General features: G+C 66.7%; 24 protein-coding genes. 13 read left to right on the plus strand and 11 right to left on the minus strand.

The window, feature by feature from the left end; translation table 11 throughout:
* Window positions 1–102: 102 nt before the first annotated feature.
* From ACJMKX_RS11595 to ACJMKX_RS11610, 4 genes are read left to right on the plus strand one after another with little or no spacing between them, the layout of a single operon-like run.
* Window positions 103–540: a rhodanese-like domain-containing protein gene (locus tag ACJMKX_RS11595; RefSeq protein WP_405225290.1), complete on the plus strand. Its 438-nt coding sequence runs from the start codon at window positions 103–105 to the stop codon at window positions 538–540.
* A complete protein-coding gene (gene grxC / locus ACJMKX_RS11600) occupies window positions 537–851 on the plus strand; it encodes a glutaredoxin 3 (RefSeq protein WP_405225293.1) in 315 nt (104 codons plus the stop codon). The genes ACJMKX_RS11595 and grxC overlap by 4 nt, the downstream gene beginning before the upstream one ends.
* A gap of 21 nt (window positions 852–872) precedes the next feature.
* Window positions 873–1,343 (plus strand): protein-export chaperone SecB, encoded by a 471-nt coding sequence (secB, locus tag ACJMKX_RS11605; protein WP_405225296.1) that lies wholly within the window; start codon window positions 873–875, stop codon window positions 1,341–1,343.
* Between the two features lie 12 nt (window positions 1,344–1,355).
* Window positions 1,356–2,399, plus strand: a complete 1,044-nt coding sequence (locus tag ACJMKX_RS11610) for an NAD(P)H-dependent glycerol-3-phosphate dehydrogenase (RefSeq protein WP_405225299.1) — start codon at window positions 1,356–1,358, stop codon at window positions 2,397–2,399.
* Window positions 2,400–2,421: 22 nt separating this feature from the next.
* On the opposite strand, the gene ACJMKX_RS11615 is transcribed toward ACJMKX_RS11610, so the two are convergent.
* Window positions 2,422–2,892: a tRNA (cytidine(34)-2'-O)-methyltransferase gene (locus ACJMKX_RS11615; protein WP_405226627.1), complete on the minus strand. Its 471-nt coding sequence runs from the start codon at window positions 2,890–2,892 to the stop codon at window positions 2,422–2,424.
* Between the two features lie 48 nt (window positions 2,893–2,940).
* On the opposite strand from ACJMKX_RS11615, the gene ACJMKX_RS11620 reads away from it, so the two are divergent.
* Window positions 2,941–3,939, plus strand: a complete 999-nt coding sequence (locus ACJMKX_RS11620) for a dihydroorotate dehydrogenase (protein WP_405225302.1) — start codon at window positions 2,941–2,943, stop codon at window positions 3,937–3,939.
* A 6-nt stretch (window positions 3,940–3,945) separates the two neighbouring features.
* Here ACJMKX_RS11620 and ACJMKX_RS11625 read toward each other — a convergent pair whose 3' ends face one another.
* The 5 genes from ACJMKX_RS11625 to glnA form a co-directional block, all read right to left on the minus strand.
* On the minus strand, window positions 3,946–4,575 hold the full coding sequence (locus ACJMKX_RS11625; protein ID WP_405225304.1) for a peroxiredoxin-like family protein: 630 nt from the start codon (window positions 4,573–4,575) through the stop codon (window positions 3,946–3,948).
* 103 nt (window positions 4,576–4,678) lie between these two features.
* Window positions 4,679–6,085 (minus strand): nitrogen regulation protein NR(I), encoded by a 1,407-nt coding sequence (gene ntrC / locus ACJMKX_RS11630; RefSeq protein ID WP_405225307.1) that lies wholly within the window; start codon window positions 6,083–6,085, stop codon window positions 4,679–4,681.
* Window positions 6,082–7,266: a nitrogen regulation protein NR(II) gene (gene glnL, locus ACJMKX_RS11635; RefSeq protein WP_405225310.1), complete on the minus strand. Its 1,185-nt coding sequence runs from the start codon at window positions 7,264–7,266 to the stop codon at window positions 6,082–6,084. Before glnL ends, ntrC begins: the two co-directional genes overlap by 4 nt.
* Window positions 7,170–7,706 (minus strand): DUF4124 domain-containing protein, encoded by a 537-nt coding sequence (locus ACJMKX_RS11640; protein ID WP_405225313.1) that lies wholly within the window; start codon window positions 7,704–7,706, stop codon window positions 7,170–7,172. Before ACJMKX_RS11640 ends, glnL begins: the two co-directional genes overlap by 97 nt.
* Before the next feature lie 73 nt (window positions 7,707–7,779).
* Window positions 7,780–9,189, minus strand: coding sequence for a glutamate--ammonia ligase (gene glnA, locus ACJMKX_RS11645; RefSeq protein ID WP_405225316.1), 1,410 nt, complete (start codon window positions 9,187–9,189; stop codon window positions 7,780–7,782).
* Window positions 9,190–9,524: 335 nt separating this feature from the next.
* Between glnA and glyQ the strand changes: the two genes are divergently transcribed.
* From glyQ to ACJMKX_RS11665, 4 genes are read left to right on the plus strand one after another with little or no spacing between them, the layout of a single operon-like run.
* Window positions 9,525–10,481 (plus strand): glycine--tRNA ligase subunit alpha, encoded by a 957-nt coding sequence (glyQ, locus tag ACJMKX_RS11650; RefSeq protein WP_405225319.1) that lies wholly within the window; start codon window positions 9,525–9,527, stop codon window positions 10,479–10,481.
* The gene (gene glyS, locus ACJMKX_RS11655; RefSeq protein WP_405225321.1) at window positions 10,478–12,586 is read left to right on the plus strand and encodes a glycine--tRNA ligase subunit beta; all 2,109 of its coding nucleotides are present in this window, start codon (window positions 10,478–10,480) and stop codon (window positions 12,584–12,586) included. The genes glyQ and glyS overlap by 4 nt, the downstream gene beginning before the upstream one ends.
* Window positions 12,587–12,605: 19 nt before the next feature.
* Window positions 12,606–13,142, plus strand: a complete 537-nt coding sequence (gene gmhB / locus ACJMKX_RS11660; protein ID WP_405226630.1) for a D-glycero-beta-D-manno-heptose 1,7-bisphosphate 7-phosphatase — start codon at window positions 12,606–12,608, stop codon at window positions 13,140–13,142.
* A gap of 5 nt (window positions 13,143–13,147) precedes the next feature.
* The gene (locus tag ACJMKX_RS11665) at window positions 13,148–14,164 is read left to right on the plus strand and encodes a lysophospholipid acyltransferase family protein (RefSeq protein ID WP_405225324.1); all 1,017 of its coding nucleotides are present in this window, start codon (window positions 13,148–13,150) and stop codon (window positions 14,162–14,164) included.
* A 6-nt stretch (window positions 14,165–14,170) separates the two neighbouring features.
* On the opposite strand, the gene gyrB is transcribed toward ACJMKX_RS11665, so the two are convergent.
* From gyrB to dnaA, 4 genes are all read right to left on the minus strand, one after another.
* On the minus strand, window positions 14,171–16,609 hold the full coding sequence (gene gyrB, locus ACJMKX_RS11670; RefSeq protein WP_405225326.1) for a DNA topoisomerase (ATP-hydrolyzing) subunit B: 2,439 nt from the start codon (window positions 16,607–16,609) through the stop codon (window positions 14,171–14,173).
* Between the two features lie 93 nt (window positions 16,610–16,702).
* The gene (recF, locus tag ACJMKX_RS11675; RefSeq protein ID WP_405225329.1) at window positions 16,703–17,770 is read right to left on the minus strand and encodes a DNA replication/repair protein RecF; all 1,068 of its coding nucleotides are present in this window, start codon (window positions 17,768–17,770) and stop codon (window positions 16,703–16,705) included.
* A gap of 22 nt (window positions 17,771–17,792) precedes the next feature.
* On the minus strand, window positions 17,793–18,890 hold the full coding sequence (gene dnaN, locus ACJMKX_RS11680) for a DNA polymerase III subunit beta (protein WP_405225332.1): 1,098 nt from the start codon (window positions 18,888–18,890) through the stop codon (window positions 17,793–17,795).
* A gap of 209 nt (window positions 18,891–19,099) precedes the next feature.
* Window positions 19,100–20,443, minus strand: a complete 1,344-nt coding sequence (dnaA, locus tag ACJMKX_RS11685; protein ID WP_405225335.1) for a chromosomal replication initiator protein DnaA — start codon at window positions 20,441–20,443, stop codon at window positions 19,100–19,102.
* A gap of 245 nt (window positions 20,444–20,688) precedes the next feature.
* Here dnaA and rpmH point away from each other — a divergent pair, with 245 nt between their 5' ends.
* The 3 genes from rpmH to yidC all read left to right on the plus strand — a co-directional run bounded on the left by rpmH (window position 20,689) and on the right by yidC (window position 23,033).
* A complete protein-coding gene (gene rpmH, locus ACJMKX_RS11690) occupies window positions 20,689–20,823 on the plus strand; it encodes a 50S ribosomal protein L34 (RefSeq protein ID WP_405225338.1) in 135 nt (44 codons plus the stop codon).
* Entirely contained in the window at window positions 20,820–21,233 is a 414-nt protein-coding gene (gene rnpA, locus ACJMKX_RS11695; protein WP_405226633.1) for a ribonuclease P protein component, read from the plus strand. The genes rpmH and rnpA overlap by 4 nt, the downstream gene beginning before the upstream one ends.
* 66 nt (window positions 21,234–21,299) lie before the next feature.
* Window positions 21,300–23,033 (plus strand): membrane protein insertase YidC, encoded by a 1,734-nt coding sequence (gene yidC / locus ACJMKX_RS11700; RefSeq protein ID WP_405225341.1) that lies wholly within the window; start codon window positions 21,300–21,302, stop codon window positions 23,031–23,033.
* A 15-nt stretch (window positions 23,034–23,048) separates the two neighbouring features.
* On the opposite strand, the gene ACJMKX_RS11705 is transcribed toward yidC, so the two are convergent.
* On the minus strand, window positions 23,049–24,263 hold the full coding sequence (locus tag ACJMKX_RS11705; RefSeq protein ID WP_405225344.1) for a bifunctional alpha/beta hydrolase/OsmC family protein: 1,215 nt from the start codon (window positions 24,261–24,263) through the stop codon (window positions 23,049–23,051).
* Window positions 24,264–24,313: 50 nt separating this feature from the next.
* Between ACJMKX_RS11705 and mnmE the strand changes: the two genes are divergently transcribed.
* Window positions 24,314–25,666 carry a tRNA uridine-5-carboxymethylaminomethyl(34) synthesis GTPase MnmE gene (gene mnmE / locus ACJMKX_RS11710; protein WP_405225347.1) on the plus strand — a complete coding sequence of 451 codons (1,353 nt, stop codon included), beginning with the start codon at window positions 24,314–24,316 and terminating at the stop codon, window positions 25,664–25,666.
* Window positions 25,667–25,683 lie beyond the last annotated feature (17 nt).

Here is a 25,683-nt window from a genome sequence, read left to right on the forward strand (position 1 = left end):
TAGTGCGTGGATGTCGGGGACGGAACAGGCCCCCATCACTGGTATACTGCGGCGCTCCCCGGCAACCGGCCTCCCGCTAACCCGGCACCACGACCCGCAGCCATGGACAGACTGATCGAATTCTCCGGCAATCACCCGATTCTGATGATCGGGCTCATGGCCAGCTTCTTCCTGCTCGTGTTCACGGAGATCCGGCGCAAGCGCCAGGGTCTGACCGACCTCGGGCCCCTGGAAGCGGTGCGTCTGATCAACAACGACGCGGTCGTGGTGGACGTACGCAACCCGGAGAGCTACGCCAAGGGCCACATCGTGAATGCGCGCAACATCCCGGCGGACCAGCTGGAGCGCGACCGGCTTGGCGACGCGGCGGAGCACCCCGTGCTCGTGGTGGACGACAACGGCCTTGCGGCAGGACGAGCCGCGGCCAAACTGCGCGGCACCGGCGTGGAGAACGTGTTCAGCCTGCGCGGCGGTCTCGCGGCATGGCAGCAGGAGAGCCTGCCGCTGGTGACCGGCCGCAAGAAGAAAAAGGGTGGATGATGAGCTCGACCGATACCTCCAATACAGGCAGCGCACCGGCCCGACCGCCCGTGCGCATGTACGCCACCGGCTGGTGCCCCTACTGCGTGGCGGCCAGGGACCTGCTGCGCAGCAAGGACGTCCAGTTCGAGGAGATCGACCTGACGAGCGACCCGGCGCGGCGCACGGAAATGGAATCCCTCAGCGGGCGCTCGAGCGTGCCGCAGATATTCATCGGGGACGAGCACGTGGGCGGTTACGACGACATGGCGGCGCTGGAACGCAGCGGCCGCCTGGACCGGCTGCTGGGTATCACGCAGCACAACGAATGACGGAAAGGACGGGACACGGGTATGAGTGAACAGGCCAGCAACGAGCAGGCGGGCGGACAGGTCACCCTGCAGAAGATCTACGTGAAGGACCTCTCCTTCGAGTCGCCGAACGCGCCGCAGGTCTTCACCCAGGAGCTGAAGCCGAAGACCCAGCTGAATCTGCGCTCCGGCCACCGGGAACTCGAAAACGGCACCTACGAGGTCGTGCTCACGGTGACCGTCGAGGCGAAGGCGGAGGAGAAGACGGTCTTCCTGATGGAGATCCAGCAAGCGGGCCTGTTCGGCCTGGCAGGCATCGGCGAGGAGCACCGCTCCATGCTGCTGGGCAGCTTCTGCCCGGGTGTGCTTTATCCGTATGTGCGCGAGGCTGTGGCGAGCTTGGTCCAGCGGGGCGGATTCCCCGAATTCCTGCTGCAGCCCATCGACTTCGACGGTCTGTATGCCCAGTCACGCCAGGAGGGCGCGACTCCACCGGCCGAACAGCAGAACTGAGGGCGGCGCGCCGTGACCCGGGGGGGAGCAGCGTCGTCACCGGCGCCGGCATCGGCGGGACCGGTCGCCGTCATCGGCGCCGGCTCGTGGGGTACGGCGCTGGCCATCCAGTATGCGCGCACCGGCCGCGAGACCCGCATGTGGGGGCGCGAGACCGAAGAGGTGTCGGAAATGCGGGAGCTCGGCGAGAACCGGGGCTATCTGCCCGGCGCCCGCTTCCCGGAGGCGCTGCACCCCGAACCGGATCTGGCGGCCGCGCTCGAGGGGGTCACCGACGTGCTGATCGTGGTCCCGAGCCACGGCCTCCGGGAGACGCTGGTGAAGGTCCGCGATGCCGCCCGCCTGCCGCTGCGGGTGTCCTGGGCCACCAAGGGCTTCGAACTCGAGACCGGCAAGCTGCCCCACGAGGTGGCGCGGGAGGTGCTCGGTGAGGTCGTGCCCGTGGCGGTGCTGTCGGGCCCCACGTTCGCGAAGGAAGTGGGTGCAGGGCTGCCGACCGCGCTGACCGTCGCCTCACCCGACGCGGATTTTGCCCGCGAGATCGCCGAGAGCATATCCACCGACAATTTCCGCGCCTATACCTCAGCCGACATGATCGGCGTGGAGGTAGGCGGCGCCGTCAAAAACGTGCTCGCCATCGGTGCGGGTCTGTCCGACGGGCTGGGCTTCGGCGCCAACACCCGCATCGCGCTCATCACCCGCGGGCTCATCGAGATGACCCGGCTGGGCGTCGCGGTGGGCGCCGAGCGCGATACCTTCATGGGGCTGGCCGGCATGGGCGACCTGGTGCTGACCTGCACCGACAATCAGTCGCGCAACCGGCGCATGGGTCTCGCGCTGGCCGCCGGCAAGACGGTGGCGGAGGCGGAGGCCGAGATCAGGCAGGTGGTGGAAGGCGTGCTCGCGGCGCGGGCCGTGTGGGAGAAGGCGCAGGCACTCGGCGTGGAGATGCCGATCGCCGAGCAGATCTACCGCATCATCTACGAACGGAAGTCGCCCCAGGAAGCGGTCACCGACCTGATGCGCCGGGCGCTGAAGCCGGAGAGCGTGATCTAGCGATCAGGCTTCGGGGCAGCGCTCAGCCGCCGCCGGCGAAGTCGTGCTGCCGCCAGGCCTCGAACAGGGCGACGGCGGCCGCGTTCGACAGGTTCAGGCTGCGGTTGCCCGATACCTTCGCCATCGGCACGCGCAGGCGGCACGACTCGTCGAGTGACGACAGCACCGTGTCCGGCAATCCCCGCGTCTCCGGCCCGAACATGAGGGCGTCGCCCGGCTCATAGCGCACGGCGTCGTAGCGGCGCGTGCCCCGGGTGGAGAAGGCGAACAGCCGCGGCCGGCCGAGCGCCTCCCGGCAGGCGGCAAGATCGTCATGCACGCTCACGCTGGCGAACTCCCGGTAGTCCAGCCCCGCACGCCGCAGCCGCCGCTCGTCGAGCTCGAAACCGAGCGGGCGCACGAGGTGCAGCGCCGTGCCCGTATTGGCGCAAAGGCGTATGATATTGCCCGTATTCGGCGGTATCTCGGGCTGATACAGGATCAGGCTGAACATGGTCCGCCATTGTCCCACGCATCTTCCCACGGACCGAACCTCGACGACATGGTTGCAGCCACCGACGCGAAGAACCACGGGCAGGTCACGGAGAGCGCACATCCCGTCGGGGTGCGCTTCTGCGGCCTGGAACTGGCATCTCCCATCGTACTGCTGTCCGGCTGCGTCGGCTTCGGCGAGGAGTACACCCGGGTGGAGGGCTTCTCCAACCGGGACGTCGGCGCCGTCGTTCTGAAGGGCACCACGCCGGAACCCCGCCTCGGCAATCCGCCCCATCGCATCTGGGAGACGCCGATGGGCATGCTGAATGCCATCGGCCTGCAGAACCCCGGGGCCGACAAGGTGGTGGACGAGATCCTGCCGACGCTGGACTTCGACGAGACCCGCTTCTTCGCCAATGTCTGCGGCTCGACCATCGAAGACTACGCCGAGGTGACCCGGCGCTTCGACGACTCGCCCATCGACGCCATCGAGATCAACATCTCCTGCCCCAACATCAAGGAGGGCGGCGTCGCCTTCGGCAATTATCCGGAAATGTCGGCGCGGGTGGTGGAGGCCTGCCGCAGGGTGACGGACAAGCCCATCATCACCAAGCTCTCGCCGAACCAGACCGACATCGCCGAGAACGCCCGCGCCTGCATCGAGGCGGGCAGCGACGCGCTGGCCGTCATCAACACGATCATGGGCATGGCCGTCGACACCGAGTCGCGCACGCCGGTGATCGGCAACGTGCAGGGCGGCCTGTCCGGCCCTGCCATACGGCCCATCGCATTGCTGAAGGTGCACCAGGTGTACCAGGTGGCGAAGCGCCACGGCGTGCCGATCATCGGTCAGGGCGGCATCCATACCGCGCAGGACGCGCTGGAGTTCCTGATCGCCGGCGCCACCACCGTCGGCATCGGCACGGCGCTGTTCTACGATCCGCTGCTCTGCCGCAAGATCAACGAGGGCATCGCCGATTACCTCTCCCGCCACGGCATCCCGTCGGTGGAGGCACTCGTCGGCTCCCTGCAGACACCCGAACGGGGCAACGCGCCGGTCTGCTGAGCGGCTTCAGTCGACGCCGGCGGCCTCGAGCAACGCTTCTGCGCTGAGCCTTTCCCGATAGTCCGGGTTCACGTAGCGGAAGCGCACGAAGCCGTCGCCGTCCACCAGGAATACGCTCGGTACCGGCAGTTGCTGATGGTCGTAGCCGGACGCGGCTGCGAGGTCGATGCCGAGGCTGCGATAGCGCTCGGCCGTCTCGTCGTCCACGCGGAACGCGATGCCCCAGTCGCGCGCGATCGCCAGCGAGGCATCGGACAGCAGCCGGTAGTCCAGGTCCGGCTCTTCCAGGCTGGCGCGCAAACGGGACGGCCGGTCGGCGGACAGGAACAACACCTCGTAGCCGGTGTCCTGCAGCTGCGGGACGGCATCGCGCAGTTCGGCCAGGTGGCCGTTGCAGTAGGGGCACCAGCCACCCCGGTAGAAGATCAGGATCGCCGGACGGTCCAGCTCGTCCGGGCGGAAGGCATAGACGCTGCCGTCCGGGGCAGGGGCCTCGAAGGCCGGGGCCCGCTCGCCGACATCGAGCGGGCGGACGTCGGCAGCGTCGTCGGGGACCTGTTGGGAGGCGGCGGCCACGGCCATCAGGGCGTACAGGACGAAAACGAGGGGAGTCTGGAGGCGCGTGCGGGGCTGCATGATCTTTGTCCGTGCGATTGCTGATTCACGGACGGAGACCGGGCGGGACCGGCTTTTATTCCCGGGGTTTATTCCGCCGCCGCCGCGGGATCGGTTGCCCGGGTCAGTCCTCGATCTCCAGCGAGCGGATCTTGCGGGTAAGCGTGTTGCGACCCCAGCCGAGCAACCGGGCCGCCTCCTGGCGATGACCATTCGACTCCGCCAGCGCGGCACGGATCAGTGTGCGTTCGAACTCGGGCAGGGCCTCGTCCAGCAACGGCGGCGCCCCCGGCGTGCGCAGCCGCTGCTCCGCCCAGCGCGCCAGGCTCACCGCCCAGTTCTGCCGGCCGGCAACCTCGGCCCGGCGCCCGCCCAGTTCGGGCGGAATGTCCGCGGGGCCGATGACGTTGCCGGGCGCGGTGACGGTCAGCCGTCGGCAGGCATTCACCAGCTGGCGGACGTTGCCCGGCCAGTCGAAGGCGGTAAGGATCGTCACGGCTTCGTCGCTCAGCGTCTTCGCCTCGATGCCGAGTTCCCGGGCCGCCGCGCCGAGGTAGTGGGCGAGCAGCAGCGGGATATCCTCACGGCGCTCGCGCAGTGGCGGCGTTTCGATGCGGATGACGTTCAGGCGGTGGAACAGATCCTCGCGGAACGTGCCTTCCTTCACCGCGCGTCCGAGGTCGTGGTTGGTGGCGGCGATCACGCGTACGTCCACACGGATGGGCACCTGCCCGCCCACCCGGTAGAACTCGCTTTCGGCGAGCACCCGCAGAAGGCGGGTCTGCAGCGCGGCCGACATGTCGCCGATCTCGTCGAGAAACAGGGTGCCGCCGTCGGCCTGCTCGAAGCGGCCGGTGCGCCGGGAGTCGGCCCCGGTGAAAGCGCCGCGCTCGTGACCGAACAGCTCGGACTCCAGCAGTTCGGAGGCGATGGCGGAGGTGTTCAGCGCCACGAAGGGCTTGCGCGAGCGCGGGCTGTGCTGGTGCAGAGCCCGGGCCACCAGTTCCTTGCCGGTGCCGGACTCGCCGGTAATCAGCACCGTCATGCTGGAGCGCGCCAGCCGGCCGATGGAACGGAAGACCTCCTGCATGGCGGGAGCCTGGCCGATGAGCGTGGGGATCACCGGCTGGCTCTCGCCATCCTCCACCTCCCGGCTGGCGCGCTCGCGGCGGGCCCGGCGAACCAGCTCCACCGCCTCATCCACGTCGAAGGGTTTCGGCAGGTATTCGAACGCGCCGCCCTGATAGGCGGCGACGGCGCTGTCCAGATCCGAGTGCGCGGTGATGACGATGACGGGCAGGTCCGGATGATCCTTGTTCAGGCGCTGCATGAGCTCCAGCCCGTCGATGCCGGGCATGCGGACATCGGTGATGACCACGTCGGGCACGGAGTCGGCGAGAGCGTCCAGAAAGTCCTCGCCCCGATCGAAGCAGCGGGGCTCCATGCCGGACTGGGCGAGCGCCTGGTCCAGCACCCAGCGCACCGAATGATCGTCGTCGACCACCCAGACTCTGACAGCGCTCTCGTTCATGGCTTGTGCCCATCCGGCTCGCTCAGCGGCAGCCGGATATGGAAGACGGTGGAACCGGGCCGGCTGGTGAACTCGATGAGCCCGCCGTGACGGTTCACCAGTTCCTGCGCCAGCGGCAGGCCGAGGCCGGTGCCCTCGGGCCGGCTGGTGACCAGCGGATAGAACACGGAGTCCTGCAGCTCCTCGGGGATGCCCGGGCCGTCGTCCTCGACGTCGATGCTGGCGATGACCCGGTGCCGGGTATCGCCGATGGTGAAGTTGGTGATGGCCCGGGTACGCAGCGTCACGGTGCCTGCGGGTCCGGTGGCGGCTACCGCATTGCGCACGAGGTTCAGCACGGCCTGCACCAACAGGTCCCGGTCGAGCATCATCGGCGGCAGACCCGGGTCGTAGTCTCTCTCGAGGCGCAGGCTGCCCTCGGTCTCCGCGGAGACCAGCTGAGCGACGTGCTCCAGTACCTCGTGGATGTTGGTCTCGCGCCGGGACACCTGGCCGCCCGGCCCGAGCAGCGAATCCACCAGGCCCGCGAGACGGTCCGCCTCGCGGATGATGACACCGGTGTATTCCTTCAGCTCCGGGCTCGCGAGCTGGCGTTCGAGCAGCTGGGCCGCGCCGCGCAGACCGCCGAGCGGGTTCTTTATCTCGTGGGCCAGCTGGCGGATGATCTTGCGGCCGGTGAAGTGCTGGGCCAGCAGGGCGTTCTCGCGGGTGATGCGCAGGCGCCGGGTGACGTCCGAGAACTCCACAATAAGGGTGACGTCAGGGCGGATGCCGCCGTGGGGCGTGACCCGGCAGTCGGTGATGCGCTGGTCGTCGTCGCCGTTGCGGGTGGCGAAGGTGATCTCCCGCGCAAAGGTCTGACCGGCGTCCAGCGCTCGTTGCAGCACCTCGGCGAGTTTCCGGTTGTCGCCGCACAGGCTGACCAGAGGCGTGCCGCGGGCACGCTCGTGACTGACGCCGAGCAGATTCTCGGCCGCGGGGTTCAGATCGACTACGCAGAATTCGTCGTCCAGGAGGATGACGCTGGTTGAGAGATACTCGATGATGACGCGGGCCCCCTCGGCATCAGACCCGCCGGCGCCGATCAGGGAGGATTGATCACCGAGGTCTGCTGCACGTAGAACGTGATCTCGTTGCTCTGGATGCGCACCTGGCCGCTGGAGTCCAGCACCCGTGCCCACAGAGTGTGTGTGCCCCGGTAGACCTCCGGTATCGTGAAGCTGAGGCTCCCGGGCGCGCGGCTCTCCAGCACCGAGCCGTCGAACCACACCTCTATCTCGTGGCCCTCCCTGAGGCCCGGTGTCAGGCTCAACGACACTTCCAGTGTGGCGCCTATATTCCAAAGTGTCTCCTCGTCAGACGGCTGCACGATCTGGAAGCTGCGGTACGCGAACCCCTGATCGGCATCCTGTTCTGCTGCTGCAGCGCTGCGTTCCGCCGACGGAGTCGGCGCCGGCCGGCGGAAGGTGGTGCCCCTGGCCTCGGGCAGGTCGACGACCTCGGCACCCTCCACGGGGCGGTCGGTGTAGTGCACGACGCCGTCCTCGTCGACCCAGCGATAGACCTGGGCGAGGGCGGGCTGTACGAGCAGCAGTGCGACGAGTAAGACGGTAAGACGCATGCCGCTAGCATAACCTGCACCCCCGGAGCGGGCCAGCGTCCGGGCGACATAATCGCCCGGACGCCGGTTCCGGTCAGAGGCTGTAGTACATCTCGAACTCGACCGGGTGGGTCGTCATCCGGAGCAGCTGTACGTTCTCCTCCTTCAGCTCGAGGTAACCGTCGATGAGATCGTCGGTGAATACGCCGCCGGCTTTCAGGAAGTCGCGATCCTCGTCCAGCGCGCGCAGCGCCTGCTCCAGCGAGAAGCAGACCGTCTGCAGGTTCTTCTCCTCCTCGGGCGGCAGATCGTAGAGATCCTTGTCCGCCGGATCGCCGGGGTGGATCTTGTTCTGGATGCCGTCGAGACCGGCCATCATCATCGCGGCGAAGGCAAAGTAGGGGTTCGCCATCGAATCCGGGAAGCGCACCTCGATGCGGCGCGCCTTCGGATTCGCGATGTAGGGCACGCGGATGGAGGCGGAACGGTTCCGCGCCGAATAGGCGAGGATGGTGGGCGCCTCGAAGCCGGGGATCAGCCGCTTGTAGCTGTTCGTGGCCGGGTTCGTGAAGGCGTTCAGCGCCTTCGCGTGCTTCATGATGCCGCCGATGTAGTACAGCGCCGTCTCCGACAGGCCGCCGTAGCCGTCGCCGGTGAACAGATTCTTGCCGTCCTTCGCCAGCGACTGATGCACGTGCATGCCGTTGCCATTGTCGTTCACCAGCGGCTTCGGCATGAAGGTGGCGGTCTTGCCGTAGCCGTGCGCCACGTTGTGCACGACGTACTTCAGGATCTGCACCTCATCCGCCTTGCGGGTGAGCGCGTTGAAGGCAACGCCGATCTCGCACTGGCCGGCCGTGGCCACCTCGTGGTGGTGCACCTCGGTCTTCAGGCCCATCTCCTCGAGCGCCAGGCACATCGCGCCGCGGATGTCGTGCAGGCTGTCCACCGGCGGCACCGGGAAATAGCCGCCCTTCACGCCCGGGCGGTGACCCATGTTGCCTTCCGGTACGTCGCGACCCGAGTTCCAGGCGCCTTCCGCGGAGTCGATGTGGTAGTAGGCGCCCTCCATGGCAGAGCCGAACCGCACGTCGTCGAACACGAAGAACTCGTTCTCCGGGCCGAAGAAGGCGGTGTCCGCGATGCCCGTGGACTTCAGGTATTCCTCGGCACGCTTGGCCAGGGAACGGGGATCCCGCTCGTAGCCCTGCATGGTGGAGGGCTCGACCACGTCGCAGCGCAGGTTGAGTGTCGTCTCCTCGCAGAAGACGTCCAGGACGGCCGTCGTCGGATCGGGCATCAGGATCATGTCCGACTCGTTGATGCCCTTCCAGCCCGCGATGGACGAGCCATCGAACATCTTGCCTTCCTCGAACACCTCGTCTTCCATGGTGTGAGCAGGCACGCTCACGTGCTGCTCCTTGCCCTTGGTATCGGTGAAGCGGTAGTCGACGAACTTGACGTCCTTTTCTTTGATAAGGCTGAGTACTTCAGCAGGGGTCATGGGGTTTCCTCCAGAATTCCGTTGGCTGTGGTTATGTGCTGTGGTTATGTTTTTCCCCGGCCCTATGCCCGGGAAGGCAACATGCGCTGATGCACCTGAACCTTGGCCGCATGCAGGATGCGTGCCGGTTTTTGGTGCAGGCTAACTCGTTGAAAATAAAGAATTAGAAGAAAGTATTCCGAGGGAGTTTGCACTAACTATGTGCAATTATACCCCCCGTTTGCACTAAATTGGTTCAATCTTGCCGGCGTCGGGCGATCTTCGCCGCCGGACGGATCGGCACCGCGGCCCCGGTCCGGTATACTGCTGCGTCTTTTGTGACCGGCATGCCGATCATGCAACCGACTGCCGACAAAGCGCCGGCTGCGCCGCCGCAGACCTTCCAGGACCTCATCCTCCGCCTGCAGCAATTCTGGGCAGCGGAAGGCTGCGTGGTACAGCAGCCCTACGACATGGAGATGGGCGCCGGCACCTTCCATCCCGCCACGTTTCTGCGCTCCATCGGCCCGGAGCCATGGAGTGCTGCCTACGTGCAGCCGTGCCGCCGTCCCACCGACGGCCGCTACGGGGACAACCCCTTCCGCCTGCAGCACTATTACCAGTATCAGGTGGTGATCAAGCCCTCGCCGGCAGACATCCAGGATAGGTACCTGCGTTCACTGGCCGCCCTCGGCATCGACTCGGGCGTCCACGACATCCGTTTCGTCGAGGACAACTGGGAGTCGCCCACCCTCGGTGCATGGGGCCTGGGCTGGGAAGTCTGGCTGAACGGCATGGAGATCACCCAGTTCACCTACTTCCAGCAGGTGGGCGGCCTCGAGTGCCGGCCCGTCACGGGCGAGATCACCTACGGGCTGGAGCGCATCGCCATGTACCTGCAGCAGGTGGAGAGCATCTTCGACATCGTCTGGACCGACGGACCGCTCGGGCGCATCACCTACCGGGACGTCTTCCACCAGAACGAGGTCGAGCAGTCCCGCTATAACTTCGAGGAGGCGAACGTGGAGCATCTGTTCGCCGCCTTCGAGCAGTGCGAGCACGAGAACGCGCGGCTCATCGAGCTGAATCTGGCACTGCCGGCCTACGAACAGGTACTCGCCGCCTCGCATGCGTTCAACCTGCTGGACGCCCGTCAGGCCATCTCGGTCACCGAGCGGCAGCGCTACATCCTGCGCGTGCGCACGATGGCCCGGGCCGTGGCCGAAGCCTATTACGAGAGCCGCCGCGCACTCGGTTTTCCCATGGTCGAGAGCGCCGCCGCCCGCGAAAGCGCGCAGGGGGAGCGACGGTGAGCGGCAAGGCCGGCGGAGAGCCGCGCGATCTCCTCGTCGAGATCGGCACCGAGGAGCTGCCGCCGACGGCGCTGCGCGGGCTGATGCAGGCCTTCGCCGGCGGACTGGGCGAGGCAGTGGAGGGAGCCGGTCTGTCTCACGGTGCCGTGCATCCCTATGCGAGCCCGCGCCGGCTGGCGGTGCTGATCGAGTCCGTGCCCACGGGCCAGCCCGACGAGCAAGTGGAGACGCGGGGCCCGCCGGTGACAGTCGCCTTCGACGAAGACGGCAACCCCACCCGCGCGGCCCAGGCCTTTGCCGGAAAGTGCGGCGTGGCCGTGGAGGAACTGGAGCGGGTCAGCACCCCGAAGGGCGAATGGCTCGCGCATCGCTCCGTGCGCAAGGGCCGGACGGCGGCGGAGCTGATTCCCGAACTGGTGCAGGCAGCCCTGGACCGGCTGCCGGTGCCGCGGCGGATGCGCTGGGGCGACGGCGACGCCGAGTTCGTGCGTCCGGTGCACTGGCTGGTGATGCTGCTCGGGGACGAGATCGTGCCTGCCCGCCTGTACGGGCTCGACTCGGGCCGGTACAGCCGCGGCCATCGCGTGCACGCCGCCGACCGCGAGATTGCGATCACGGACCCGGGGGCCTACGTCGAGACGCTGAGGGAGCCGGGCAGCGTCGTGGTGGATTTCGACGAGCGCCGCGATTCCATCAGCCGGGCCGTGACCGAGGCCGCGGCAGCGGCGGGCGGCCACCCGGTCAGTGATGCCGCGCTCATGGACGAGGTCGCGGCGCTGAACGAGTGGCCGGTGGCCGTGACGGGATCCTTCGATCCCGCCTTCCTCGAGCTGCCCCGGGAGGTGCTGGTGTCCACGCTGCAGAAACATCAGCGCTACTTCCCGGTGGAGCGGGACGATGGCGCGCTGGTAGCGAGTTTCATCGCCGTGGCCAACCTGGAGAGCCGGGAGCCGGAGAAGGTGCGGGAAGGCAACGAGCGGGTGGTCAAGCCCAGGCTGGCGGATGCCGCATTCTTCTGGGAAGCGGACCAGCGCATGCCGCTGGCGACCCGGCGCGACGAGATGCAGCACGTGGTCTACCAGCGGGAACTCGGCACGCTGCTCGCGAAGAGCCAGCGGGTGGCCGCGCTGGCCGGTCACCTCGCCCGCGAGCTCGACGCGGCGCCGGAGCACGCGGTGCGGGCGGCGGAACTCGCCCGCGCCGACCTCCTTACCGACATGGTGGGCGAGTTCCCGGACCTGCAGGGCATCATGGGCGGACACTACGCGCGTGCCGACGGCGAACCGGAGGCCGTGGCCGCCGCGATTGCCGAGCAGTACCTGCCCCGCTACGCCGGCGATGCGCTACCGGCCACCGAGGCGGGGCGCATCCTCGCGCTGGCCGACCGACTGGATACGCTGGCGGGCATCTTCGCCATCGGCCGGCGGCCCACCGGCAACCGGGATCCGTTCGGCCTGCGCCGGGGCGCGCTCGGGCTGCTGCGCATCGTGATCGAGGGCGGCCTGGAGCTGGACCTGAAGGCCGCGGTCGCCGAGGCGCTGTCGCTGCAGCCGGTGAGCGAGAGCGAGGGGCAGCCGCAGCTGGCGGGCGAGATCTACGATTTCGTGATGGAGCGGCTGCGCGCCTGGTACGCCGAACGCGAGCCATCGATTACCCCGGAGATGTTCCAGGCGGTGCTCGCGCGGGAACCCCGCTCGCCGCTCGACTTCGACGCCCGGTTGCGGGCGGTGGCTGCCTTCACGCGCCACTCGAGCGCAGAGAGCCTGTCGGCAGCGAACAAACGCATCGCCAATATCCTGCGTCAGGCCAAGGGCGATGCCGGGGCGGCTCCGGACGCAGCACTGCTGAAAGAAGCGGAGGAGAAAACGCTGTTCGCCGCCCTCGGCGAGGCCCGGGCCGAAGTGGAACCGTTGCTGGCCGGCCGGGAATACACCGAGGTGCTGGACCGACTGGCACTTCTGCGCGAACCGGTGGACGACTTCTTCGATCACGTGCTGGTGATGGACGAGGACGTGGCGGTGCGCCGCAACCGGCTCGGGCTGCTCGGCGAGCTGCGCGGACTGTTCCTCGAAGTGGCGGACATCTCGCGGCTATCCACCGGTTAGGGCCGGCAGAATGGAGGGGATGAAGCTCGTGGTGCTGGATCGGGACGGCACGATCAACCGGGATTCGGCCGCCTACATCAAAAGCCCGGACGAATGGACTCCGCTGCCCGGCAGTGCGGAGGCCATCGCGCGGCTGAACCGGGCAGGATTCACGGTAGCGGTCGCCAGTAACCAGTCGGGGCTGGCGCGCGGGCTGTTCGACGAGGCGACCCTCGCGAAGATACATGCCAAGATGCATGCGGTCGTGGGTGCAGCCGGCGGCGAGATCGACCGGGTCGTCTGGTGTCCGCATCATCCGGACGCCGGCTGCGACTGCCGCAAGCCGCGGCCGGGATTGCTGCACCGGCTGGCGACGGACTACGGCATCGGCCTCGAGGGCGTGCCCGTGGTCGGGGACTCGGCCCGGGACCTGGAGGCCGCACGCGCTGTCGGCGCGCGGCCGGTGCTGGTGCGCACCGGCAACGGCCGACGCACCGAGGCCGAAGGGACGGCGGGCGACGCCGAGGTGTACGACGACCTCGCCGCGGCCGCCGCGGCACTCACGGGGGAGCGCTAGCCGTCATGCAGATGCTGCGATCGATCGTCTTCACGGTGTGGCTGTTCGTTTCCGTGCCATTCTACGTGTTCGCGCTGCTGTTGCTCGCACCCCTGCCTCACCACATGCGTTATCCGATCGCCGTCGCCTGGGTGCGTCAGGTGATGTGGGTGATGCGCCACCTGGTCGGACTCGACTACCGTGTGGTGGGACGCGAGAACATTCCGGACGAAGCCTCGGTGGTGCTGCTGAAGCACTCGTCGACACTGGAGACTCTGGCGGAGCTGCTGCTGTTTCCGCCCCAGACCTGGGTGCTGAAGCGGGAACTGATGTTCGCGCCGTTCTTCGGCTGGGGCATCGCGCTGCTGAAGCCGATCGCGATCAACCGGAGCGCCGGGCGCAGCGCCGTGCGCCAGGTGATCAGCCAGGGCAGCGAGCGCCTGCGTGAGGGCATCTGGGTGATGATCTTCCCGGAAGGCACCCGCATGCCGGCCGGACAGACCCGACGTTACGGAGTGAGCGGCGCAGCGCTGGCGGCCGCGGCAGGCAGGAAGATAGTGCCCGTCGCCCACGATGCCGGACACTACTGGCCGCGGCGGGGCTGGCTGAAGAAGCGCGGCACGGCGACCTTCGTGATCGGCGAACCGGTCGACGCGGTGGGCCGGGACCCCCGCGAGGTGAACCGTGAGATCCAGGACTGGATCGAGAGGACCATCCGCAATATCGACGACATCGCCGCCGGCGCGGCCGGAGCGCAACGCGATGGCGCCGCACGGCCGCGCGAAACCGGGTCGGGGGCCGGCGAACGCAGAGGTGCACGAGGCCGCATGGTCGAGCCGGCCGGGCGGAAGGACGAGCGCCCGGACCGGGACGAAGAAGAAGCGGCGGAACCGGCGAAAGGCACGGACGCACCGCGAGACGGCGCGGTCTCATCGGACACGCCACGGTCTATACCATCGGGGCGTACCCCTGCCTCGCCGGAAGCTCCGGACACCGCGGCCAAGTCTGACTCGAGCCAGGCTAGGGGATCCCGCCGCGACTGACTCCGTTCAGATGTCGAGGTTGGACACGGCCAGCGCGTTGTCCTCGATGAACTCCCGCCGCGGTTCCACCTGGTCGCCCATCAGCGTGGTGAAGATCTCGTCGGCGCGCACCGCGTCCTCGATCCGCACCTGCATGAGGCGTCGGGTCTCCGGGTTCACAGTGGTATCCCAGAGCTGGTTCGGGTTCATCTCACCCAGACCCTTGTAGCGCTGCACCGACTGGCCACGGCGCGCCTCGGTCATGAACCACTGCACAACTTCGCCCAGCGTGGAGATCTCCTCCCGGCGCTCGCCACGCTGCACGTAGGCGCCTTCGCCGATCAGGCCCTGCATCTGCTCGCCCAGGGAAGCCATGCGACGGTATTCCGCCGACTCGAAGAATTCCTTGGGGATGTAGCGTGTGGTCGTGAGGCCGTGCTGGGTGTGATGGATGGCGATGCGGGTGCCTTCGCCACCGTTGTCACCACGCTCCAGCGTCGCCTCGTAGCTGCCCCCGTTGGTGTCCCGGCTGCTCTGGGTGGCACCCTTCGGCAGGGACTCGGACAGCGACCGGGTCCATTCTTCCAGTCGGTCAATATTCGACACGATGTCCTCGTCGACCCGGGGCACCTCCAGCATCGCCCGCAGCACCGACTCGTTATAGCGGCGGGCCAGCCGGTCGATGATGGCCTGCACGGTCATGTAGTCCCGCGACAGCGTCTCGAGGGCGGAGCCGGACATGGCCGGTGCTTCGTCGTTGACGTGCAGCTCGGCGCCTTCCAGAGCGGAAGTCAGCAGGTACTCGGTGAGCTCCGCGTCGTCCTTGAGGTAGACCTCCTGCTTGCCGCGCTTGATCTTGTACAGCGGGGGCTGGGCGATATAGATGTGGCCCCGCTCGATCAGCTCCGGCATCTGCCGGTAGAAGAACGTCAGCAGCAACGTCCGGATGTGAGAGCCGTCGACGTCGGCGTCCGTCATGATGATGATGCGGTGGTAACGCAGCTTGTCGGGGTCGAAATCGTCCCTGCCGATGCCGCAACCGAGCGCCGTGATGAGCGTGCCCACCTCGGCGGACGACAGCATCTTGTCGAAACGGGCCTTCTCCACGTTCAGGATCTTGCCCTTCAGGGGCAGAATCGCCTGGGTGCGGCGGTCCCGGCCCTGCTTGGCGGAGCCGCCGGCGGAGTCGCCCTCCACCAGAAACAGCTCGGACAGCGCGGGGTCTTTCTCCTGGCAGTCGGCCAGCTTGCCCGGCAGCCCGGCGATATCCAGTGCGCCCTTGCGCCGGGTCATCTCCCGCGCCTTGCGCGCAGCCTCCCGGGCCCGGGCGGCATCCAGGATCTTCGCGACGATGGCCTTCGCTTCCTGCGGATACTCGAGCAGGAAGTCCTCCAGCGCCTCGGCCATGGCTGATTCGACGATGCCCTTCACCTCCGAGGAGACCAGTTTGTCCTTGGTCTGCGAGGAGAACTTCGGGTCCGGCACCTTCACCGAGAGGACGGCGGTCAGGCCTTCCCGGGAATCGTCGCCGGCGGGCGTGATCCGCTCCTTGCGACTGCTCATTTCCCGCTCGATGTAGCTGTTCAGCGTCCGCGTCAGCGCACTGCGGAATCCGGCCAGATGCGTGCCGCCATCCCGCTGGGGGATGTTGTTGGTGTAGCAGAACATGTTCTCCTGATAGGCATCGTTCCACTGCATCGCCGCTTCCACGATGACGCCCTCGCGCTCCGCCTCGAAATGGATCACGCTGTCGTGGATGGTGGTCTTGTTCCGGTTCAGGTGCTCGACGAAGGCCCGGATGCCGCCCTGGTACTCGAACACGTCGTGCTGATCGGTGCGCTCGTCGACCAGCTCGATGTGCACGCCCGAGTTCAGGAACGAGAGCTCGCGCAGGCGCTTCGCCAGAATGTCGTAGCTGAATTCGATGTTGTTGAAGATCGTGTCGCTCGGGCGGAAGCGGATGATGCTGCCGCTCTTGTCCGTCTCGCCCACGACCGTCAGGGGGCCGACGGGCTCGCCCATCCGGTATTCCTGGTAATGGATCTCGCCGGCGCGATAGATGGTAAGGCTGAGCTGCTCGGACAGGGCATTCACCACCGACACGCCGACGCCGTGCAGGCCGCCCGAGACCTTGTACGAGTTGTCATCGAACTTACCGCCGGCGTGGAGGACCGTCATGATGACCTCTGCGGCGGACCGCCCTTCCTCAGGGTGGATGTCGACGGGGATGCCGCGCCCGTCGTCGGACACCGTCACCGACTCGTCGGCATGGATGGTGACGATGATGTTGCTGCAGTAACCGCCCAGGGCTTCGTCGATACTGTTGTCGACGACCTCGAAGACCATGTGGTGCAGGCCGGTGCCGTCGTCGGTGTCCCCGATGTACATACCGGGGCGTTTGCGCACAGCCTCAAGGCCCTTTAAGACCTTGATATTACTGGAATCGTAGGTATTCTGATCGGCCATTCGGCACCCTCCGGATCAAGCGTTCCATTATAGCATCCCTGAGGGGTGCACGGGTCGCTCGTGTGGCGGTGCGACCGCCTGGTCAGGCCCGGGTCAGCTGGCGGCAGTGACCTCGCCATGTTCCACGTGGAACATCCGGGTACCGTCCGGAAGCGATACCGCGTCCTCCGTCAGGGCTGTCACGATCAGTTGGCTGTCCGTCTCGAGCACGCAAGCCATCAGGCCGGTCAGGGACCCCCCGTCCAGTTCCGCCGCCGGGTCATCTACCAGCAGTACAGGCGGATCTCGCAGCCTCTCTGACATCAGACGCGTCTGCGCGAGCACCAACGCGGCGCCAAACAGCTTCTGCTGGCCACGGGAGACCTGCTGCCGGGCACTCCTGTCGCGGTACACCAGTCTCAGGTCGGCCCGATGAGGCCCCACCGTCGTGGTGCCCTGCTCCCGGTCTCTGTCTCGCACAGCGTCCAGCGCGGCCTCCAGGCCAATGCCTTCAGCCCACCCGCACCGATACTCGCAAGCGACCGAACCGGCCAACAGTCTCTCGCCAAGATCGACGAATGCCTCCGCCAGCGCCGCCACGTGACGCCGCCGCAGACCGTCGACGGTCTCCCCGGCCGCTACCACCTGCGGCTCCCATGCTTTCACCGCCTGCTCGCCCAGCCCCTCCCGCAGCGCCGCATTACGCTGCCGCAACGCCCTGCGATAACGCCTCCAGGCCCCCAGAAAACCGTGTTCCACGTGAAACACACCGTAATCGAGGAAGCGACGCCTGACTTCCGGTCCGTCCGAGACCAGCCTGTGAATCTCCGGATCGATGACCTGGACCGCCAGTCTCTCCGCCAGTGCCGCCAGGCTATCCGCCGGTTCCCGATCCACCCGGATCGCCAGATGCCCCCGGCCACCCTCCACCCCAAGCCTGTGCTCCCGATCACCGGATCGCACAAGCGCCGCCACCGTGAAATGACCGGATCCGTGACGTACCAGACCATCGGTACGCGTCCCCCGGAAAGAACGGCCCCGGCTGAGGAAGCCGATGGCCTCGAGCAGGCTGGTCTTCCCGCTTCCGTTCGGACCGCAAATGAGATTGCTGCGCCCCGTCAGCTCCAACCGCGCCGACGCGATACACCGGAAATCGGCAACATCGATCCTGATCAGGCTCACCGGGCGATTCCCCGGCAGCTGTCTACAGCCGCATCGGCATGACGACGAACTTGCTGTCGTCCCTGTCCAGATCCGTCACCAGGCAACTGCTGTTGCTGTCCGTCAGGCCGAGCTTCACCGATTCGGATTCCACCGCCGCCAGCGCGTCCAGCAGGTAATTCACGTTGAAGCCGATCTCGATGTCTTCCCCGCTGTACTCGACTTCCACTTCTTCCTCCGCTTCTTCCTGTTCCGGGTTGTGCGCCTGAATCACCACCCCGCTGTCCTTGATGTCCAGCCGAATCCCCCGGTATTTCTCGTTCGACAGGATCGCAGCCCTCTGCAGCGCGTGCCGGAGCGTACCCCGGTCGGCCGTCAGCACGTTCGGCGGATCCTGGGGTATCACCCGGTCGTACTCCGGGAACCGCCCGTCGATGAGCTTCGAGGTGAAGCGAATCCCGTCCACCTGAATCCGGATGTGATTCGAACCGATATCAATGGTCAGATCGCCGCTGCCATCGAGCAGCCTCTGCAGCTCGATTACGCCCTTGCGCGGCACGATCACCTGCTGGGCCGGCAGTTTCTGATCCGGGACCGCCACCTCGCACAGCGCCAGCCGGTGCCCGTCGGTCGCCACCGCGCGGAGGTAGTGCTCTCCCGTCTCCAGCAGCATCCCGTTCAGGTAATAGCGTACGTCCTGCTGCGCCATCGCAAAATGCGTCTTCTCGAGCAGCCGCTCCACCGCCTCCCGCGGCAGCCTGAAGCTCTGGCCCGCCTGGATGTCGTCCACTGTCGGAAACTCCGCGGCGGGCAGTGACGACAGGTTGAAGCGGCTGCGTCCCGCCTGGACCTGCACCCGGTCCCCCTTCACCGCGACCGATACGGTCACGCCATCCGGCAGGGCGCGGCAGATATCCAGCAGCTTGCGCCCCGGCACCGTGATTTCTCCCTCACTCTCCACGTCCACGTCGCCACTCGCAACGAGCTCCACTTCCAGATCCGTGGCCGTTACCAGGAGCTGATCGTTCTTCACCACCAGCAGCATGTTCGCCAGTATCGGCATCGTCTGACGCCGCTCCACCACACCGATGATGGCCTGAAGGGGTTTCAGCAAGGTCTCCCTGGGAGCAGTGAACTTCATCGATTCCACCTGTTAATAAATATTGACTATATAGTGTTCTATTATCGTTATTAGGCCGCCCACCGGCTGTGTATAAACGATAAAAATCTTTTTAAAACAATATCTTAAATGATTTTTTCCTGCCCATAACCCGGCCGCTAACCTCATCGCCGCCTGTGCACCGCCTGTGGATAAAACCACCTGCTGCGATTACCAACAAGTTATCCACATCATCCGGTCAGGGTTCTCAACAGGTTCAGATAATCCTCTTCCACCCGGCTCTCGGTCTCCCGCAACGCCTTCACCCGCCGGCACGCATGCAGCACCGTCGTGTGGTCGCGTCCGCCGAAAGCGTCGCCAATCTCCGGCAGGCTGTGACTGGTCAGCTCCTTCGCCAGGCTCATCGCGATCTGGCGCGGCCGCGTGATAGAGCGGCTCCGCCGCTTCGACAGCAGATCCGCAACACGGATCTTGAAGTACTCGGCCACGGTTTTCTGGATGTTCTCCACCGTCACCAGCTTGTCCTGCAGCGCCAGCAGGTCTCGCAACGCCTCTTTGGTGAAGTCCAGGGTGATGGCCCTGCCCGTGAAGCGTGAATTCGCGATCACGCGCCGCAACGCGCCTTCCAGCTCGCGAACGTTCGAGCGGATGCGCTTGGCGATGAAGAAGGCGACTTCTTCCGGCAGCACCACGCCTTCGTTCTGTGATTTGCTCATCAGGATCGCCACGGAAGTCTCCAGCTCCGGCGGCTCGATGGCCACCGTCAGGCCCCAGCCGAACCGAGATTTCAGGCGCTCCTCCAGGCCGGTCACCTCCTTGGGATAGCGGTCGCAGGTGAGGATGATCTGACGCTGCCCTTCCAGCAGCGCGTTGAAGGTGTGGAAGAACTCTTCCTGGGAGCGCTCCTTGCCGGCGAAGAACTGGATATCGTCGATCAGCAGGGCGTCGAGAGAACGGTAAGCGCGCTTGAACTCGCTGATGGTGTTGTGCTGGAGGCCCTTCACCATGTCGCCCACGAAGCGCTCCGAATGGACGTAGCACACACGGGCCTCAGGGTTGCGGGCGAGCATCAGGTTTCCCACGGAATGCATCAGGTGGGTCTTGCCGAGTCCCACACCACCGTAAATAAACAGCGGATTGTATGCTTTTCCGGGATTCTCCCCCACCTGGGACGCAGCCGCCCGCGCGAGCTGATTACTCTTGCCCTCGACGAAATTCTCGAACGTGAATTCCGGGTTCAGCCGGCTCTCGACCGGACGCGGTCGCGGTCCGCCCTCCGACCTGGGGGGCGGCGGCGCCACCGTGGGAGCTGCCGGGGGCGGCGATCCGCCCCGGGATCCCACTTCGATGATGACTCGTGCATCGGCGTCGGCGCTGCTCACCACTTCGCTGATACGCTGCAGGAAGTGTTCCCGCAGCCACTCCACCACAAACCGGTTCGGCGCCAGCAGTCGCAGCACGTCGCCCTGCTCGACGGCCTGCAGCGGACGGATCCAGGTATTGAACTGCTGCTCCGGCAGCTCGGATCGCAGCTGACGGACGCAGCGGTTCCATAGCGTGGTGTCGGTCTGCAACGGGATCCCCAGGTGACTGGAATACGGGTGACTCGAATGACGATTGTTTTTTGCAGCTTTCCCGGATCGACGCGCAGGCGCGCGGAAATTCGCGGGAGGACCGTCAAGTCTATACCGCATCCCCTGCGCTAATCTAGCAGCGGATCCTCAGCGAAACGCGACCGCGCAAGTTGACAGGGCTGCACCCCGTGCGTAACCTTCTCGCCCCCTTGTGACGGGTGCCCTCACCACCGGGATCGAAGACGATGAAACGTACCTACCAGCCCAGCCGAATCAAGAAGAAGCGAGCTCACGGTTTCCGTGCCCGTATGGCCACCAAGGCCGGCCGGCAGGTACTGAAGCGTCGTCGGGCGAAAGGCCGCGCCCGCCTCACACCCTGAGTGCATCCGACGGCTCATCCGGGCACGATGGCGGGGACGCTCCCCGGCAATCCACCGCGCGATTTCCGCGCCAGTCCCGGCTCACCACTGGCGCCGACTTCTCCCGCGTTTTCCGCCGCGCCAGCCGCCGCGCCGACGACTACTTCACCGTGCTCGCCCGTCTCCGCGACGAGGACGGCGCGCGCCTGGGCATGGCGATCTCCCGGCGCAGCGCGAAGAGTGCGGTGGCGCGCAATCGCATCAAGCGACTCATTCGCGAATCCTTCCGTCACGCGTGCGACCGACTGCCCTGCGCTGATATAGTTGTCATCAGCCGACCGCCGGCCGCCGAGGCCAGCAACAAGACGTTAACCCGAAGTCTCGAGACCCACTGGCGCCGCCTCCGCAGCCGGCGCCGGGCCGAGGGATGATCGACGCTCGCGCGCTGCTGCCCGGGCGGAGCACAAGAACCGCTTAACGACTGCTGACAAGCGCCCATGGAAAACCAACGCCTCTTCATCTGGGCTCTGTTCGGGCTCATGGCTTTCATGACCTGGACAGCCTGGCAGCAGGATTATGCCCCGCGCCCGGAGCCCGCCGACCCGTCGTCGCAACAGGCAGCCGAGCGGCCGCCGTCTGACGATACGCTGAGCGCGGATCTTCCCGACGTCGGTGATGTGCCGACGGTGGATGCAGCCGCCGGGACCGCCGCTCCCCGGCCTGCCGACAGTCTCGCCGAACCGGAGGAGACACGCGTCCGGGTGATTACGGACGTGCTCGACGTACTGATCTCGAGCCGCGGCGGAGACATCGTTTCCGCCGTCACGCGGCGTTATCCGGTGGAGAAGGACCGGCCCGACCAGCTGGTGCAGGTGCTGAACCCCTCCCCGAACGAGCTCGCGGTCTTCCGCACCGGCCTGCGCACCGTATCCGGCGATACGAATCAGCCGGAGCCGAACCATCGGGCCGAGTTCACTGCCCGGCGCAGCGACTACCGTCTCGGCGACGGCGAGGATGTGCTGGAGGTGCCTCTCACCTGGCAGCGGGAAGACGGTCTCAGCGTTACCAAGATCTACCGCTTCGAACGGGGCAGCTACATCATCCCGTTGGAGCAACGCGTCACGAACGGCACGGGCGAGACCTGGGCCGCCGCACCCTACGGCCAGATCGCACACCGGATGCATGCCCAGGAGCGGTCCATGTTCGATGTGGCCACCTACTCCTACGACGGGCCGGTGCTCTACAACGGCGACAAGTACGAGAAGATCAAGCCGGACGACCTCCAGGACGACGGACCCGTGCAGGCCCGCGCCGAGAACGGCTGGCTGGCCGCCATCGAGCACCATTTCCTGTCGGCTATCGTGCCGCCCTCCGGCCAGGAGTACCGCTACGACCTGAGCGCCCGCGGCGACAACTTCCTGGCGAGTGCGATCGGCCCGGCATACCGCTTCGAACCCGGCGAGACCGGCAGCCTGGAGATGACGCTGTTCGTCGGTCCCAAGATCCAGGACCAGCTGACCCAGGTGGCCGAGACCCTCAAGCTCACGGTCGACTACGGTTTCCTGACCATCCTCTCGCAGCCGCTGTTCTGGCTGCTGGACAAGGTGCACGACTTCGTCGGCAACTGGGGCTGGTCCATCATCATCGTCACCCTGCTCATCAAGCTGGTGTTCTACAAGCTGACGGAGACCAGCGGCCGCTCGATGGCGAAGATGCGCAAGCTGCAGCCGCGGCTGAAGGCCATCCAGGAACGCTACAAGGACGATCGCCAGAAACTCTCCCAGGCGATGATGGAGCTGTACAAACGGGAGAAGGTGAATCCCGCGGCAGGCTGTCTGCCCATCCTCGTCCAGATGCCGTTCTTCCTGGCCTTCTACTGGGTGCTGCTCGAGAGCGTGGAGATGCGCCAGGCGCCGTTCATGCTCTGGATCCAGGACCTCTCGTCGCGGGACCCGTACTTTATCCTGCCCGTCCTGATGGGCGCGGCGATGTTCGGCCAGCAGAAGCTGAACCCGGCGCCGCCGGACCCGGTGCAGGCGAAGGTGATGAGCATCCTGCCCATCGTCTTCACCGTGTTCTTCGCGTTCTTCCCGGCCGGGCTGGTGCTCTACTGGCTCACCAACACGCTGCTCTCGATCGCCCAGCAGTGGCAGGTCAACCGCGTAGTGGAGGCAGAGGACCGCAAGACGCGTCAGCCGAAGTCGAAGAAGAAGAACGACGACGAAGGCTGACGACCCGATCGCCGCTCAGCGGCGCAGCCGGGTCTGTACCTGGATCTCGCCGTGCAGGCTGCGGTGCACCGGGCAGCGGTCGGCGATCTCGGTGATGCGCTCCAGTTGCTCGTCGGTGAGGTCGCCCTCGACCGTCAGTTCGCGCTCGAACCGGTCGATCTTCCCGTCCCGCTGCTCGCATTCCTCGCAGTCCTTCGCGTGGATCTTGTCGTGGCGCACGCTGACCGTCACCGACTCCAGCGGCAGCTTCTTGTGATCGGCATACATGCGGATGGTCATGCTGGTGCAGGTGGCGAGCGCGCCGCTTAGCAGATCGTATGGCGTCGGCCCCATGTTCGTGCCGCCGTAGTCCTCGGGCTCGTCGGCGATGAGGGTGTGGCCGGACAGGCTCACGTCGCTCCTGAATCCGGAGGCGCCGGTACGGGACACCGCCTCGCCGGGGTCGGCGCCGAGCCGCAGTACCGGGCGGTCGATGTCGAGATACTTAGCCGCCCAGGCGGCGAGCACCCGGCCGGCGTAGCGGGAATCCGGCTCGTCGGTCATCAGGTGATCCGCCTGGTCCAGGCTGACGAAGCTCTTCGGATGCATCGCGTTCGTAAACAGCAGGGTGGCGTTCTCGATGTCCACCACGGTGTCCACAGGCGAGTGCAGGATCAGCAGCGGCCGGCGCAGTTCGCCAACCGAGCCGGGCAGATCGTGACCGCCCAGATCCTCGAGGAACTGTCTGCGGACGCGGAAGGTGCGCCCGCCCAGGTCCACTTCGGCTTCGCCTTCTTCCTCGATCCTGTCCCGGTCGCCGGCGAACAGCCGCGCCACGTGTTCGGGGTCGGCCGGCGCGCCGATGGTGGCGACGGCGCGCACGGTCTCCAGTTCCGACGCCGCCTGCAGCACTGCCGTACCCCCTAGACTGTGGCCGACGAGCAGCTGCGGGCTCTCGTGCTCCTCGCCCAGATAGCGCACCGCTGCCAGCAGGTCGGAGACGTTGCTGGAGAAATTCGTTTCTTCGAAATCCCCCTCGCTCTGGCCCAGCCCGGTAAAATCGAATCGCAGGACGGCGTAGCCGTGGTCGGCCAGCACCCGGGCGATGTTGGCCGCCGCCTTGGCATTCTTGGTGCAGGTGAAACAATGCGCGAACAGTGCCCACGCCCGGGGCCGGCCGGCGGGTTCGTCGATGAGGCCGGTGAGGGTTTCGCCGTCCTCGTTGCGGAAATTCACGCTGCGGGTTTTCATGCCGTCTTTCCTTTCTTCCCTGCCAGTCCGATGCGAGGCCAGAGCTCTCCGTGACCCCCGAGGATGACACTATTGTCGCGCTCGCGACACCGCCGGGCCGGGGCGGTGTGGGCGTCGTGCGCGTCTCCGGTCCCGGCGTCCCGCAGATGGTGCAGACCCTGTTCGGCGTCGTCCCGCCGCCGCGCAAGGCCCGGATCGTCCACCTGGCCGGCGCCGACGGTGCGCCCGTCGATTACGGCCTGCTGCTGTACTTCGCCGCGCCGCATTCGTTCACCGGTGAGCACGTGTTCGAGTTCCAGGGGCACGGCGGCCCGGTGGTGATGCAGCTTGCCATCGAGCGATTCATGGAACTCGGTGCCCGCCTGGCCGAGCCCGGCGAGTTCTCTCGCCGGGCCTTCCTGAACGACCGGCTCGACCTCGCCCAGGCCGAGGCCATAGCGGATCTCATCGCCAGCAGTTCGGCCCAGGCGGCGCGAGCCGCATTGCGTTCGCTGGAGGGCGAATTCTCCGCCGCCGTCCGTCAGCTGAGCGAACTGCTGACCCAGCTGCGCATGTACGTCGAGGCGGCGATCGATTTCCCCGAGGAGGAGATCGATTTCCTTTCCGACCAGGCGCTGGCCGACCGGGTGCAGGGCGTGGCCGCGGCCTTCGAGGAACTCACCGCCCGGGCCGAGCAGGGTCGCCTGCTAGCCGACGGCATCACCGTCGTCATCGCCGGCCGCCCGAATGCCGGCAAGTCCAGTCTCCTGAACGCGCTTGCGGGCGCGGAGACCGCCATCGTTACCGACATCCCCGGCACCACCCGGGATCTGCTGCGCGAGACCGTCGTCATCGACGGCCTGGCGGTGCATCTCACCGACACGGCAGGCCTGCGCAACGATGCCGACACGGTAGAGGCTGAGGGCATCCGCCGGGCCCGGGCCACCCTGGCCACGGCCGACCATGCACTGCTGCTGCTGGATGCCGCGGATGAAACCACGCCGCGGCACGTTGTGGCCGAGGAGCTGCTGGCCGAGCTGCCGGACCACCTCGGTCACACGGTCGTTCTCAACAAGGTGGATCTGAGCGGGGAGACGGCGGGACCGGCGGAGGACGGCGCCCTGAATATCTCCGCGAAGACCGGCGCCGGTCTGGATGCGCTGCGCGCCCGGTTGCGCGCGCTTGCCGGCACGACGGACTTCGGCGAGGGTGCGCTTTCCGCCCGCCGCCGCCACCTCGAAGCGCTGGCCGAGGCGCGGGCCCGCTTTGATGCCGGACGGGGGCACCTGGAGACCAGCCGCGCCGGCGAACTGATGGCGGAGGAGTTGCGCCAGGCGCAGATGGCCCTGGGCCGCATCACCGGCGAGGTTACCAGCGACGATCTGCTGGGCCGTATCTTCGCGAGTTTCTGCATTGGTAAATGACACAAAGCCAGAGGGGG

It is taken from the genome of Lentisalinibacter sediminis, assembly GCF_040706615.1.
GTDB lineage: Bacteria > Pseudomonadota > Gammaproteobacteria > Steroidobacterales > Woeseiaceae > Lentisalinibacter > Lentisalinibacter sediminis.